Origin of the sequence: Psychrobacter sp. AOP22-C1-C5 (assembly GCF_052378885.1) — a bacterium.
Classification (GTDB): Bacteria; Pseudomonadota; Gammaproteobacteria; order Pseudomonadales; family Moraxellaceae; genus Psychrobacter.
Genome location: NZ_JBQSYC010000001.1, coordinates 105,509 through 119,488 on the forward strand (window position 1 = coordinate 105,509; position 13,980 = coordinate 119,488).

At 43.5% G+C, this 13,980-nt stretch carries 14 protein-coding genes; 3 read left to right on the forward strand and 11 right to left on the reverse strand.

Annotation, left to right across the window (positions count from 1 at the left end; all coding sequences use genetic code 11):
- Positions 1–84: 84 nt before the first annotated feature.
- The 11 genes from purF to ACT3TH_RS00445 form a co-directional block, all read right to left on the reverse strand.
- On the reverse strand, positions 85–1,620 hold the full coding sequence (gene purF, locus ACT3TH_RS00395; RefSeq protein ID WP_444753883.1) for an amidophosphoribosyltransferase: 1,536 nt from the start codon (positions 1,618–1,620) through the stop codon (positions 85–87).
- A 288-nt stretch (positions 1,621–1,908) separates the two neighbouring features.
- Entirely contained in the window at positions 1,909–2,406 is a 498-nt protein-coding gene (locus tag ACT3TH_RS00400) for a CvpA family protein (RefSeq protein ID WP_444753884.1), read from the reverse strand.
- Positions 2,407–2,538: 132 nt separating this feature from the next.
- Positions 2,539–3,573: a quinone-dependent dihydroorotate dehydrogenase gene (locus ACT3TH_RS00405; RefSeq protein WP_444753885.1), complete on the reverse strand. Its 1,035-nt coding sequence runs from the start codon at positions 3,571–3,573 to the stop codon at positions 2,539–2,541.
- Between the two features lie 280 nt (positions 3,574–3,853).
- Positions 3,854–4,387 (reverse strand): DUF4870 family protein, encoded by a 534-nt coding sequence (locus ACT3TH_RS00410; protein WP_444753886.1) that lies wholly within the window; start codon positions 4,385–4,387, stop codon positions 3,854–3,856.
- 147 nt (positions 4,388–4,534) lie between these two features.
- The gene (gene gspM / locus ACT3TH_RS00415) at positions 4,535–5,110 is read right to left on the reverse strand and encodes a type II secretion system protein GspM (RefSeq protein WP_444753887.1); all 576 of its coding nucleotides are present in this window, start codon (positions 5,108–5,110) and stop codon (positions 4,535–4,537) included.
- A 39-nt stretch (positions 5,111–5,149) separates the two neighbouring features.
- On the reverse strand, positions 5,150–6,481 hold the full coding sequence (gene gspL / locus ACT3TH_RS00420; RefSeq protein WP_444753888.1) for a type II secretion system protein GspL: 1,332 nt from the start codon (positions 6,479–6,481) through the stop codon (positions 5,150–5,152).
- Between the two features lie 47 nt (positions 6,482–6,528).
- Entirely contained in the window at positions 6,529–6,987 is a 459-nt protein-coding gene (locus ACT3TH_RS00425) for a SixA phosphatase family protein (RefSeq protein ID WP_444753889.1), read from the reverse strand.
- Positions 6,988–7,093: 106 nt separating this feature from the next.
- Complete coding sequence (locus ACT3TH_RS00430; RefSeq protein WP_444753890.1) at positions 7,094–8,434, reverse strand: NAD(P)H-dependent glycerol-3-phosphate dehydrogenase; 1,341 nt, start codon at positions 8,432–8,434, stop codon at positions 7,094–7,096.
- A gap of 115 nt (positions 8,435–8,549) precedes the next feature.
- Positions 8,550–9,209, reverse strand: a complete 660-nt coding sequence (locus ACT3TH_RS00435; RefSeq protein ID WP_444753891.1) for a nitroreductase family protein — start codon at positions 9,207–9,209, stop codon at positions 8,550–8,552.
- Positions 9,210–9,356: 147 nt separating this feature from the next.
- On the reverse strand, positions 9,357–10,457 hold the full coding sequence (gene zapE, locus ACT3TH_RS00440; RefSeq protein ID WP_444753892.1) for a cell division protein ZapE: 1,101 nt from the start codon (positions 10,455–10,457) through the stop codon (positions 9,357–9,359).
- 99 nt (positions 10,458–10,556) lie between these two features.
- Positions 10,557–11,216: an alpha/beta hydrolase gene (locus tag ACT3TH_RS00445; RefSeq protein WP_444753893.1), complete on the reverse strand. Its 660-nt coding sequence runs from the start codon at positions 11,214–11,216 to the stop codon at positions 10,557–10,559.
- A gap of 263 nt (positions 11,217–11,479) precedes the next feature.
- Between ACT3TH_RS00445 and ACT3TH_RS00450 the strand changes: the two genes are divergently transcribed.
- From ACT3TH_RS00450 to xseB, 3 genes are all read left to right on the forward strand, one after another.
- Positions 11,480–11,848 (forward strand): hypothetical protein, encoded by a 369-nt coding sequence (locus ACT3TH_RS00450; protein WP_444753894.1) that lies wholly within the window; start codon positions 11,480–11,482, stop codon positions 11,846–11,848.
- 284 nt (positions 11,849–12,132) lie between these two features.
- Complete coding sequence (gene xseA, locus ACT3TH_RS00455) at positions 12,133–13,632, forward strand: exodeoxyribonuclease VII large subunit (RefSeq protein WP_444753895.1); 1,500 nt, start codon at positions 12,133–12,135, stop codon at positions 13,630–13,632.
- 99 nt (positions 13,633–13,731) lie between these two features.
- The gene (gene xseB, locus ACT3TH_RS00460; protein ID WP_444753896.1) at positions 13,732–13,977 is read left to right on the forward strand and encodes an exodeoxyribonuclease VII small subunit; all 246 of its coding nucleotides are present in this window, start codon (positions 13,732–13,734) and stop codon (positions 13,975–13,977) included.
- The last annotated feature ends 3 nt before the right edge of the window (positions 13,978–13,980 follow it).

Sequence of the window (13,980 nt, forward strand, 5' to 3'; positions counted from 1 at the left end):
GGCTGGATTCTAATGAGAATCCAGCCTCTTATTTTTGAGTATACTGAGTCAATTAGCAACTAACACAGTTGCCTACGACATTACTTAAAGCTCTTCGACACCCATCATATCGACTGGCGTATCGGCGACTATCTGTACGCCTTTTTTACCTGTTTTAGCCGTATCGTTACGCTGTTCTTGTAGATACTCAAGATACGCTTCGTTGATTTGACCTGTGATGTAACAGCCGTTAAAGACTGCACAATCAAAGCCTTCAACTCGACTGTGTTTGGTATCTTTTACCGCATCAATCAAATCGTCTAAGTCTTGGAAGATCAATCGATCTGCCCCAATGATGTCTCGTACCTCTTCTGTCGTATGACCTGAGGCGATCAGTTCACTACGGACAGGCATATCGATGCCATAAACGTTTGGATATTTAACTGGTGGCGCAGCACTAGCGAAGAATACTTTATTGGCACCCGCATCTCGCGCCATTTGGATAATCTCATGACAAGTCGTACCACGAACGATAGAATCATCCACCAATAGTACGTTTTTGCCTTTGAATTCTAATGGTACGGCACTAAGTTTTTGACGTACTGACTTTTTGCGCTGTTGTTGACCTGGCATGATAAATGTACGACCGATATAGCGGTTTTTCATAAACCCTTCGCGGTATTTGACATTCATCTTAAGCGCCAGCTCCATCGCTGATGTGCGTGAGGTGTCTGGAATAGGAATGACCACATCGATATCATGATCTTCGCCCCATTCAGCAAGGATTTTGTCTGCCAGTTTTTCGCCCATGCGTAGACGTGATTTGTAGACTGAGATGTTGTCCATGATTGAATCTGGACGAGCAAAATAGACATACTCAAAGATACAAGGCGTATATTCTTTTTGCTCGACGCACTGATGCGTATGTAATTTATGATTCAAATCAATAAAAATGGCTTCACCTGGCTTCACATCACGGACAATGCTAAAACCTGATCCAGTCAATGCCACTGACTCTGAGGCGACCATATATTCGGTGCCGCCATTTTCTGCCATGCGCTTGCCAAAGATAAGCGGACGAATACCATTTGGATCGCGAAACGCGAGCAAACCATGACCCGTAATCAAAGCCACCACGCCATAAGCGCCTTCACAGCGACTATAAACAGCTTTGACCGCTTCAAAAATATCAGCAGCCGTTGGATTGGTTTTGCCTAGATTTTGCATTTCATGAGCAAGTACGTTCAATAGCACTTCAGAATCTGAGTCAGTATTAAGATGACGACGATCTTCGATGTACAACGATTTGGCCAAGCTCTCCGCATTGGTCAAGTTACCATTGTGGGCAAGCGTAATGCCATAAGGTGAGTTGACATAAAATGGCTGAGCTTCAGCGCTGCTAGAGGTGCCCGCCGTTGGGTAACGCACGTGACCAATACCAAACTTACCAACCAGCTTCATCATATGACGGTTCATGAAAACATCACGTACCATACCATTTTCTTTACGCAGATAGAGTCGTCCATCTTGCAAAGTAACAATGCCTGCTGCATCCTGCCCGCGATGCTGTAGCATCGTTAGACCGTCATAAAGAATCTGATTGACTGGCTCATGAGCTGCAACCCCAATGACTCCACACATAGTTATATCCTATTTTGACCCATACATTAGTACGACAATAACGGCAAAACTTTTGACAGCGCATCATTAAAGATTAGAGCCATCACTCACCGTCAACCTGATGATATTAAAAATTTAAAAAATCTTTGTGTCTTTGATGATTGGTTAAAGCAACGATCGATACGTTATCTATGACCTTAAATGCTATTAAATGAATTTTTATCAAGGATGAATTACAAAGACAGTGTCACAGATGTTCTAAAAAACAAAGTCATAAAGCAGAAGTGTTAAGAACTAAAAGCATAAAACTTATGATTGATTTACCTGATCCCAAGCCATACCTAGTACATCTGAAACCAGTGCTTTACCCATTGGTGCATAAGGCATTAGCTCGGGTGCAAGTACTGAGGTTTGCCATTGTGGCAGTTGTACCAATAATGGCGCGCTGACGCTAAGAACGACCAATATCATCAACACATTTTTGGCAGCACCTAACACCCCGCCTGCCATTTTATCAACGACCCCTAAACGCAAGGTTTTGAGCACGCCTGAGAATACAAATCCTACCAAATGCATGATCGCCAATATAACAATCACTACTATTAAAAAGGCCATTGCCATTTGCAAAACAGGGTTCTGTACGATACCTGATAACTGAGGCGAGACTGCACCTGCCAAACGTGTCGCAGCAATAAGAGCTATAAACCAACCTACCAAGCCAAGTGCTGTCTTAATAAGTCCCACTTGAAAGCCGCGCCATAGGCCAATCAAGACAACAATAGCAATCACAATATCCAGACCACTCATCTTTTATGCCTCATACCTTGTTCGTTTTTATCAGGTGTACACTTGGGTTGTTATGACAAGATGAATCATGGATTGTTCTATTTAAGATCAAATAATCACTCTCATTTAGAAGAAAGCTATTTGATTCATGCTTTAGCTTTCCATAGCATCATAATAACCGCCAATGGCTTGAATACAAGACTGTACTAGCCCAGGCCCGCGGTAAATAAGACCAGTATAAAGCTGCACTAGGTCGGCACCCGCTTCAATTTTTTTAACAGCTTTGGCACCACTATCGATACCACCCACACCTATCAAAGTTACCTTACCATCCAGCTGGTCCGAGAATTGTTGTAAAATCTGGGTACTAATATGACTCACTGGACGACCTGAGAGACCACCCGCCTGATCACCATCACGCAAATCTTCCACACCCACGCGGCTCAATGTCGTATTGGTCGCGATCAAACCATCCATCTCAAATTCGATCAGCTGTTTTGAGATATAGTCCACTTGTAGCGGCTCTAGATCAGGCGCAACTTTTAGCACCATAGGCACATAAAAACCGTATTCGGTTGCTAATTGGCTATGACGATTTTTGATGGTATCCAAAAGCTGAGTTAGCGCGTCGCCACTTTGCAGATCACGTAAGTTTTTGGTGTTTGGTGATGAGATATTGACAGTAATATATGAGGCATGTGGATAGGCACGTTCTAGACAATAGACATAATCGTCAGCCGCTTGCTCCACTGGTGTATCAGCATTTTTACCGATATTAATACCAATATTGCCTTTGTATTTGCAGCGTTTGACATTTTCGATCAGATAATCGATGCCTTGGTTATTAAAACCCATACGATTAATAATAGCATCTGCTTGTTTTATTCTAAACAGTCTTGGCTTATCGTTGCCTATTTGGGGACGCGGGGTAACCGTACCCACTTCTATGAAACCAAATCCCAACTCAGCCAGCGCATCAATATAATCGCCGTTTTTATCCAGCCCTGCCGCTAGGCCGACTGGATTTGAGAACTGCAATCCCATACAATCTGTGGGCTGCATTGACTGACCATACACCAAACCTAAAGCACGTGCTTTGTGAGCTTTATCCAATAAAGATAAAGTCATCTCGTGGGCGTGTTCTGGATCCATCTTAAACAAAAAGGGGCGAAGTAAGGCATAAGACATAGTAATGACAAACCCTGCTCGAAAGAAATAGTGAATAAAAAGTGTGGATAAAACCAAGCGCTGCGATTATATCAGCTTAACAGAAATAAGAGCAAAGTTTCATGCGGTAAATTTCTGAGTTTAAGCGGCAATCGGGCAATATGAATCGGGATTAAATAGTTATCAAAGCTTGCAGTTTCTTCGGGTAAAAAGGCAAGCCAGTCTGTCAATACAAACCATCTATACAAGACAAGTCTTATATCAAGGCCCAAATATGAGCAAGATTACGGTACAGACAAGACTAAGGCACAGGACGATTATCAGTCAACGCTATCCAGCCTCGTACCACGCGGTAAAGATGCCAAATAAAAGTAAAGGTCAAAATAAGCAGACCAAATCCTGCCAATAATACTGAGCCAATGACCAAGCCATCGCTATCGGTCAAGACACTCACGCCAACCCCGCCTAACGCAAAGGCAACGATTGTAACGCCTATAAAAAACCAGACGATACTGTACCAAAAGGTCTTAATCTGCCAATCGAAATGTGTGGCCAGCCACGAGCCATCCGCATCATGACGCTTTATGTAGTTCATTACAATTGGCACAATCCAGAGCAAACCGGCCGTAAAATAGCTGATCACATATAAAAAGTACGTAATATGATTGTAAGTGATTAAAGAACGGCGTTTGGTGTCGCTCATCGTGTTGTGCTTTCCTTGTTGGGCAAGCTCATAATCTGACATTGTACCAACAGACTCACGATAATGAGGGTCAGCAGTTCGAGTCTGCTGACGTGTATGCTCATCAGATTTGCGTTCAGGAGAATGATTCATTATAAATGTCCATATCTGACAGTGACTAATAGCTCTTTGATTGTGCCAGACTAATGGTTTTTCAACAACACCCATAACAAGCGATGTCTCAAGCATTTGTTCTATACGAATTTGATAAAGACATAGTCGTTGCCATAGAAGATAACGTTATGAAGTAACGGTCGCTTGCACTTGAATAGATTTATTTGATGGGTCTTGCTGCATAGATAGCTGAGTAAACTGCCAACCTTGCTGTTCAAGTTTACCAAGCGCCGCACTGACTACAGCTTGGCTGGCATGATTAAAGCTCAATTGTACAGCATCGCCAGCTGCTACTACTTGAGCGTCTGCAATACCTGAGTTGTTCAATAATGCACTGACACTGTTGGCAGGAGGCATTGCTGCTTCACCATCAGCCGTACTAGTAGCTTGCATCGCATTACTATCGATATTACCAGCTTGTGCGCGTAACCAAAAATAATCAGCCACTTGCTCTTGATAGTTGTTTTTACTTTGGTTTGCCGCTTGATGAATACTATAACCACCATAGCCACCAATAAATAATAGTAAAAATGCGGACAAAACGGCCAATGCCAACTGATCGCGTGAGGACAAGGCCTGCCAGCGCGATGCCATAACACTTTGAAAACGGTTCATACGCTTTGAGAGCACATTGGTCTCAATATCACGGCTAACCTCAGAAGTGACTTTGTTACGTTTAAAGCGACGTTGTAATCGTTTCATTTTTTGACCTTGTTCACCATTACTTCAATAGCTAATAGATTATGATGCCGCTGTATTTGTCTGCGTATCGTTGCTTGCTGTGACATTGTTTTCTACCACATCGACTGTAACTTGGCCACTAAACTGCCCTTGCTCATTGCCATTTACCTGCTCGAGCTTGGCATTCAATCCCTGCGCGGTCAATGTGCTAGTAAATTGATCAAGACTACCTCGATCAGGCGCAGTTAAGGTAAAGCTGAGCGAGGATGGCTGCATAACCAACGCTTGCGCACGCAATGAGGACTGTTTAATTAATGGTGATATCCGAGCCAATACTGCCATATGTGAGGCAGGCGCTTGGCTATCACTACGTAGCTTGGGTTGCAATTGCACTTGCAGCTTAGTACGAGCACTTAACGGCTCATCAGCAAACCAAGATTGATACTGCCTAGCAATCTCACTCTTGGTTTCGGTTACTGCTGCATTGTACTGATACCATTGTACGCCATCGGTCGCCATTTGCAGTACTAAGGCTGATAATGCCACCATCATGGCTACACGAAGATACGGTGACAACTGCGAATCAGTTGATTTGATAAAGAAATTTAGCGCATGACGGTCAGGATTTTCAACAGGTTTTGGCGTCGTTGCCAAAGTGGTCAACAGCAATTGATGATCAGTGATAAGTGCTGAGGTTTGCGCCATAAAATCGTTGGGCGTTGACGATTTTTGTAGATCAATACTATTGGGCTCTATAGTCTCATTAAGCGTGTCCGTAAAACTACTACTGGCAGACTGAGCTGACGTCTCACTAAAAGACACTATGGGCGGCACTATATGAACTTCACCCAGATGCGGGAAACGCTCAAAAATTAATGGCAAGTAGCTGACTGCCATACCCTGACGTAAGGATTGCCGCAGTAGCATGGTTTGCGTATCTTGATAGAGGGTCACTTGCTGACCTGCGCCCTCTTCTGGCGTTGGCAACAATAAAAAGTCAGGAAGGAGTGCCGTGATTGTCATGCCAGCAAGTTTGGCGCTTTGTTGCCATGATTCGATATCGCTTTGCGCTAAGGCATACAATTGATGACGATCAGCATGACTAATTTGGCGAATAGCCAATTGCTCCACAGGCGTAAGCGACATCTCTTCAAACAGATACTGCTTGCCAGTATTGCCCAATTGCTTTAGCTGAGCGCTATTAAATTCAGTGTCTACTTGTAAGACATGACTTGAAGGAAAGTATAGACACAATGTCTTTTGAGCATTGGCTTTATAGCTTCCATAAATGGCTTGCAGCTGTTGCCACCCATCAACTGTTTGCCATTGTTGTACATCGTCATGCCAGACAGCTAGCGGGCTATGCTGCGCTCGTAACCAAACATGTAACACTAAGCGTGTCCTTAATTATTAAAGCTGTTATAGAAGTACTATCGCCTTTAGTATGGCTGATCAGGCACAAAACGATCAATTTCTTTTGCCATACCGCTCATAACAAATTCCATCTCAAACACGCGAGCTTCTGCCAAAGAGAACGACTCAGGGTAATCACCCGTCAATAACCCAGCGATATTGGCAACGATAGACATATGACAAACCACCACAAGACACTCTGCTTCTATATCGGCAATATCTATCAAAGCCTTACGAGCATCATCAGAAGGTGTGATATTTTCCTGTACAGCCGCGGGTACCTTTGGCAGGCGTGATTGAAACGCTGCCAATGTTTGCTGCGCACGATCATAAGGACTCACTAAAAAATAATCTGGCTGGTAGTGAGTCGCTACATATTCTGCGGTTTGCGCCGCTTGCTGTTGGCCAAAGTCAGTCAACTGACGGGCGCTGTCTGGACGTGTCTCGTCTTCTGCTTGACCATGACGTACTAATATAATTTTCATAACCGTCCTCGTCAGCCTTTTTTTGCACAGGCTTTTGCTATGGGGCTTTAATGTTGTTTGACTTTACTTATACGTAAAAAACAGTGCTTCATTGATATCTACTGTTTTACTTTTGGTCAGCATTGCTATCGTTATCTTTAGGACTAGTTTCTTCAACACTTTGCTCTTCAGTATTTTGATCTTCAGTGCTATGGTTTGACGTTCGCATTTGAGCCGTTAACGCTGCATTACTGTGATCATGCGCCATGACAAATTCGACATCGCTGCGGAAGCCTGCTTCCATCAAATGTAGCGCCACACCTAGTGCTGCCTTGTCTTCATAAATAACAGCATAAAGGGCATGCGTAATGGGCATATAGATGCCGTCTTTGGTGGCTTTTTCATGTACCTGTTGAATGGTATTAACACCTTCAGCGGTTTGACCAAGTTTTTTTACTGCCGCATCGATATTCATACCACGGCCTAGCATAGTACCAATACGATAGTTACGGCTTAATTCTGAACTACAAGTGGCATATAAATCCCCAACGCCTGACAATCCCAAGAAGGTCAGTGGATTTGCGCCCGCTTCCACCCCAAAACGACTCATCTCTGCCAAGGCACGCGTCAGTATCATCGCTTTGGTATTCTCGCCTACATCATAAGCAGCAGCCATTCCCATTGCAATCGCATAAATATTTTTGAGTGCGCCGCCAAGCTCAACGCCTTTCACATCATCGCTGGCAAATACTCGAAAGAAGGCACTGTGTAGCGCGGCCTGTACTGCATGACGCAGTGGCTCAGACTCGCTAGCAATAACGGTCGCCGATGGCATGTTTTTCATGATCTCGATAGCAAGGTTTGGTCCAGACATCACACCAAAATTCACCTCTGGCAACTCGTCCTTGATAATGTCACTCATCAAGGCAAACGTATCTTTTTCCATTCCTTTAGTCAATGACACGATAGACTGACCACTTATAAAAGGCGCGATGCTTTTTAAAGTCTCACGGAAAGCCAGCCCAGGCACAGCGATAAACACAATGTCTTTATCTTTTACAGTCGCAGCCAAGTCATGACTATACTTCAAACGGTCATCAAGTTTAAACCCAGGCAAATATTTTTTGTTGGTCTGAGTCTTTACCATCGCCTTTACTGTACGCTTATTACGTACCCACAGCGTGGTATCACATCCATTTCGCGCAGCCAAATTCGCCATTGCCGTACCAAAACTGCCCCCACCCAAAAATGCCAAACGCAGCTTGGTCGGATTACTGTGAATCTCTGCCATGTTTTTTGCAACGGCTGATTCTACCGCACTAGGATTTAGCTTTTTACGTCCAATCCCTGCTTTGGTTGCACGTTCGATGATGCCTACTAGCAGACTGTTTTGTTTCTCAGGCGCATTTCTATCTTTCTCACTGTCATCATTACCAATGTCTTTATTGCTATCTTTAGGGCTGGCCATGTTCTTTTATCCGTGTTGACTGACTGATTATTAATAAAATGTATCATAATTTGGCTGCTAAGACTCACTGTCTTTTTAAATGACAATTTCACTTGTTCAGCCGCGCTTATCTATTCTATGACTCAAATCGTACTAATGACTCGATATCAATAGGTTTACGCGAGGGTTCACTTTTCGGACTGGTACCAGTATAAACAAAAGCCGTTACATAATCATCTGAACCAACATTAAAATAGGCTTTTACAGCGGGTTCATTACACAGCAGTCCTGTACGCCATACGGTACAAAAGCCTTGTGCCTTTAACGCCAAAATTAGGTTTTGTACAGCCGAACCTGCACTTAGCATCTGTTCAAAAGGCGGGACCTTTTTGTGCGCCTGCATTTTCGTCACAACAGTGATAATGACAGGCGCTCGTAACGGCATAGTCTGGGTTTTTCTGATGTCTTTTTCAGACAACGTCTCTCCCTCTTGCTTTGCCTTTGCTTTGGCAGCTTTAACCAATGCGTGACCAAATTCATGACGTGCGTCCCCTTCTGTTACGATAAAACGCCAAGGACGCAGTTTTTTATGATCGGGCGCGGTTGCTGCGCATTCAATGGCTGCCTTGATTTGGTCACGAGTCGGCGCAGGCGTATCCAAATTACCCATACTGCGTCTCGAGTTAATCCAGTCGATCAGCGTTTCAGCTGCTAAGGGTAAGTTATCAGTCGTGCTATTTTCAACAGTCAGTTTTTCGTCGTCTTGCACTTCATTATTGTCGTTAGATACCGTCATCATCGTTCCTTATTTATTATTATCTGTTGCTATTGTTTTATATAAAAATCTATCTTTACTTGTTATTCATTATCAATCACTACTAAAAACTGCATGTATAAGAACATTCAGTTTTGGCAATTGATGTTAAAAGCCATTTACGATTTACTATGCTGCATCTCCGACACGGTGCGCCATTCGTAGATAATCTTCCGATTGCATCTCAAGTAAGCGCGAGCGTGTACGTTCAATCTCAAACGCCAGCTTTTCCCCTTGATACAGATCCAGTATTGACTGTTCTGCTCGAACCAGCAGCTTTACACGGCGATCATAAAACTCATCCACCAAGTAGATAAAACGGCGTGTGGGATCACGTAAATCGTCATCTAATGCAGGTACTGAATTCACTAATACCGTATTGAACTGTTTAGCGATTTCAATAAAATCGGATGCAGAACGCGGCTCCATACATAGATGGCGAAAGTCGCAAAATAAAATGTCTTCTGTACGCGCGTTAATCTTGATTTCACGACCATTGATGGTAATAGGATCATGACTGACCTTTTGATTATTAGACAAACTGGCGAAACGGTTGGCTAACCAATGGTGATTGCCTTTGGTTAAAGGCGCTTCGTACAATTCTGCTTGCTGCAAAACACGCAGACGATAGTCAATGCCTGAGTCAATATTCATCACTGTTGTATGACGCTCAACTTCCGCAATGGCGGGTAAAAAGCGATCACGATGCAACCCATCCTTATACAATCCTGATGGTTCAATGTTTGAGGTGGCAACCAGCGTAATACCACGATTGAACAACATGGTAAATAAATCGCCTAAAATCATGGCGTCAGAGACGTTGGAAACAAAAAACTCATCAAAACAGATGAGGACCGCTTCTTCATGAATAATATCAGCAACTTTCTCTAATGGATCACTTTCACCTTGCAGCTTATTTAGCTCTTGATGGACGCGCTGCATAAAGTGATGAAAATGTAGACGCATTTTGCGATCAATCGTTAGAGAATCATAAAACATATCCATCATCCATGTCTTACCACGGCCCACACCTCCCCACATGTACAAGCCTTTTGGCGCGGTAGGCTTCGCCTTCAAAAAGCTAAAGAAGCCCTTTTTTTGTGGCGCACTATTGATGAGCTGATGGTAAATCTCATCAAGATAGCTCATGGCCTTAAATTGCTGCTCATCTTGAGTAAACTCATCCGTACTGACGGCTTGCTCGTAACGTTGCAATGGAGATAAACTCATAATACGACTCATCATTAGATAAAATGAATATTAAAATACGAAATTAAATAAATTGGATAATTTCTTATACTAGGATCAAATATAAGCTAATAAATAAAACTACGTCTCGCTACCAAAACTGTGTTTTTCTAATAGCTCTTTAAGCTCTGACAAGCGGCCATGAAAAAAGTGCCCAGCGCCATCCACTACACTGACAGCAATGCCCAATTGTTCAGCGAATGCCTGCATGTTTTTAGGATCGATGACTTCATCAGCATTGCCATAAATCTCAAAGGTCTTATCCGCGGGCAGGCTTATGTCACTGCTGTCGTTCTTTTCAACAGACGGAGCAATCAGAGCAATCTTGGATATTTCAAAATCACTAACACCCCATATGTGAGAAGCTTCAAGTACTTGCTCAGCCACGCGCGCTGTCACATATCCACCAAACGAAAAACCACCAAGCCATAGTTTGCGGGCATTGGTTTGTTCAGCAATCCATTGTAGCACGGTCATGGCGTCCACTACCTCACCTTCAGCATAATCATGCTCGCCCGTTGACTGGCCTACACCGCGAAAATTAAAGCGTACCACATGCATGCCACTATCACGGGCAAAACGATACATGGTCGTGACCACTTTATTATTCATCGTACCGTCAAATAAGGGATTGGGATGGCAAAGCAGCGCCACTGTATCGGTGTTTGGGTCATTGGGATTGTTTTGTTGCCACAGTGCGTCGACTTCGAGCACGCCAGCAGGAGCAGGAATCAATTGCATAAAGTTACTTACTAATTAAGAATGAATCCGTCAATTATCCTAGATATGGTTTATATTTCAAGTCATTTGCTGTGTCAATATGACAGGTTGATCTGCAAGGTTGCGACAATATAGAACACAATAACCGCCTAGACACTTATGGGGCGAATGGGTTAGATTCAGTTCGTGTTATTTGCAAAAAGGCGTGTTAAGTACTCCAGTATCGTGCTGACGCAGTATTTGCTTAGCTTTTATGGACAATTTACCAACATTAGGAATCCCTTATGATTACTTTTAATAAAACTGCTACGTTAACAGCTACTTTGGCAGCGGCACTTGCCTTGAGTGCTTGCCAAAGCACACCTTCATCGCCTGTTATCCAGCGTGCCAACTCTACTTATGAGACGACTGGTATCGCAGACACCAAAGTTAAAGCACAGCAAAATGCGATAGACAGTGCGCAAAAAACTTGCCGAAGCAAACAAGTCATTATCGTCAATGACACTGTAAAGTATAATGGTATTTTGGATGAGCGTACGGGACGTATGGTTGGTCAAGTTGGTGCAGTTGTTGGCTCGATTTTTGGTACTGGCTCACCAGACTTGTCACGCAAAGATGACTACGAATACACGATTAGCTTCCGTTGCCAGTAATATTAATAACTCGTATTGTCGATAAATAGTGAATCGGAATCGTTTACGGTACACTCTATTTCGATTGTTTATTGATACCGATTAACCGAACGACTAGACAGTTTGTAACGGATATATCCTTTGTAGCCGACAAGTTTGCGTGAGATATTCTCTCGCTGCTTGTCGGCTTTACTTTTTGTGTTGGAATTTTTGAGTTAAACTACGCTATCTATAGTTTCACTTGTTCTAACCAGCTCCTTACGCCTTAACCAATTTTTTAGCGTTACTTACTTCGGTCTTATATTATGCGTAAACCCAATCTCTCAAATGTTAAACAAGCTAAAGTATTGACGCCTGCCAAAGACTTGGCGACTTTAGAGGCTGAATTGGCTGAGCAAGAAGACCATTTGGAAAACACAGTTCTGCGTTTGAGTGATTATCTATCGGCAGTCGATATGGTCATTAAAAAAACCTTTGATCACCGCGTATGGGTAAAGGCTGAGATTCGCAACCTATCAAGCAAAGGTGGTCATTATTATTTTGAATTGGCAGAAAAAGATGACGATGGCAAAGTCGTCGCCAGCTGTCGTGGCAACCTTTGGCGTTTTAAAGCGGCACGCGTCTTGTCAAAGTTTGAACGCGCAACGGGTATGCCGCTCGATCGCGACTTGACGGTGTTACTTAAAGTATCAGCAGGTTTTCATGCGCAATATGGCTTCTCACTCACCATTGAGGACATTGATCCTAGCTATACGTTAGGAGACTTAGCACGCCAATATGCGCAAATGGTTGACCGTTTAACGGGTGAAGGATTGTTACACCTCAATCAGCAACTGCCCGCTCCTTTTGATATCGAACATGTCTTAGTCATCGCTCCTGAAAAAGCGGCAGGACTGGGAGACTTTCAAGCCGATGCGGATCGCTTAGCAAGTACAGGCGCTTGTCATTTTCATTACCATAGTGCGACATTTCAGGGCAATCATGCGCCTGCTGAGATACGTGAGGCCATTGTCACGGCCCAGCAGCAGTTTTATAATACTTATCAAAGTCTACCAGACTTGTTGGTGATTATTCGCGGCGGTGGTGCCGTTGGTGACTTGGCTTATCTCAATGATTATGAACTCGCCGCTTTAGTCGCAGAGCAGCCTATCCCTGTCTGGGTTGGTATTGGTCATGAGCGGGATAAAGTCATCTTGGATGAAGTGGCGCACACCAGCTTTGATACGCCATCAAAGGTCATAGCAGCGATCAGCAGTCATTTGGCACAGCTGGTTGCTCAGACACTATATTATCAAGCGCAGATCAAACAAGCGGCCCAGCGTCAGCTCAATATTGCAGAACAACAAACCACACGTCAGTTAAGTCAAGTACAGTCGCAAACGATTAGTCAATTAACAGCATTACAAAAAGATAGCGACTATGCATGGCAAAGTATTCAACAAAGCGCTCAGCGCCAAGTCAAGCAAGCAGCCAGACAAAGCGCTGAGCTAAACACGCAAATTCAAGCCTCCGCTTATCAGCAGTTGTCCATTGCGTCGACTTATAGTAAAAATCACCAAAAAACCATTCGACAAAGTACTCAGCAGCAACTGATACAAGCACAGCGTGACAGCGAACATCTGCGGGACATTGTGCTATTACATCGACCGTCTCGTGTGCTTAAGCAAGGCTACACCATGCTCACTGATGAAAACGGCAAACAAATACTTACCAGCAGCCTCCAGCTTTATCCCGAACAGACCATTCATATTGTCTTAAAAGATGGTAAAGCAAAGGCACAGATTGTCGATGTAAAAACCTTATAACCTATTTAAAGCCAAGTACGATTAATCACACTATTTGATCACCTAGCAAATATCTATTCACTTTTTTATTTAACACTGTTTTGAAACTTAGGACACGCTATGACAACCGCTACTCGCAAACGCAAAAAAGCCGCCCCAAAAACCTTTAAGGCGGCTTATGACATTCTAAAAACCAATGCAGCTGAACTACAACAACAAGACGAGCCTGATATTGACAACTTAATGACCACTGTCGAAGAATCAATTGCCGCTTATCGCGTTTGCGAGACCCGTATTAACGCCGTACAGCAAGCGTTAGATGCCGCGTTCGCCGAAGAAAATAAAGGCGACAATAGCACAAGCTAGATG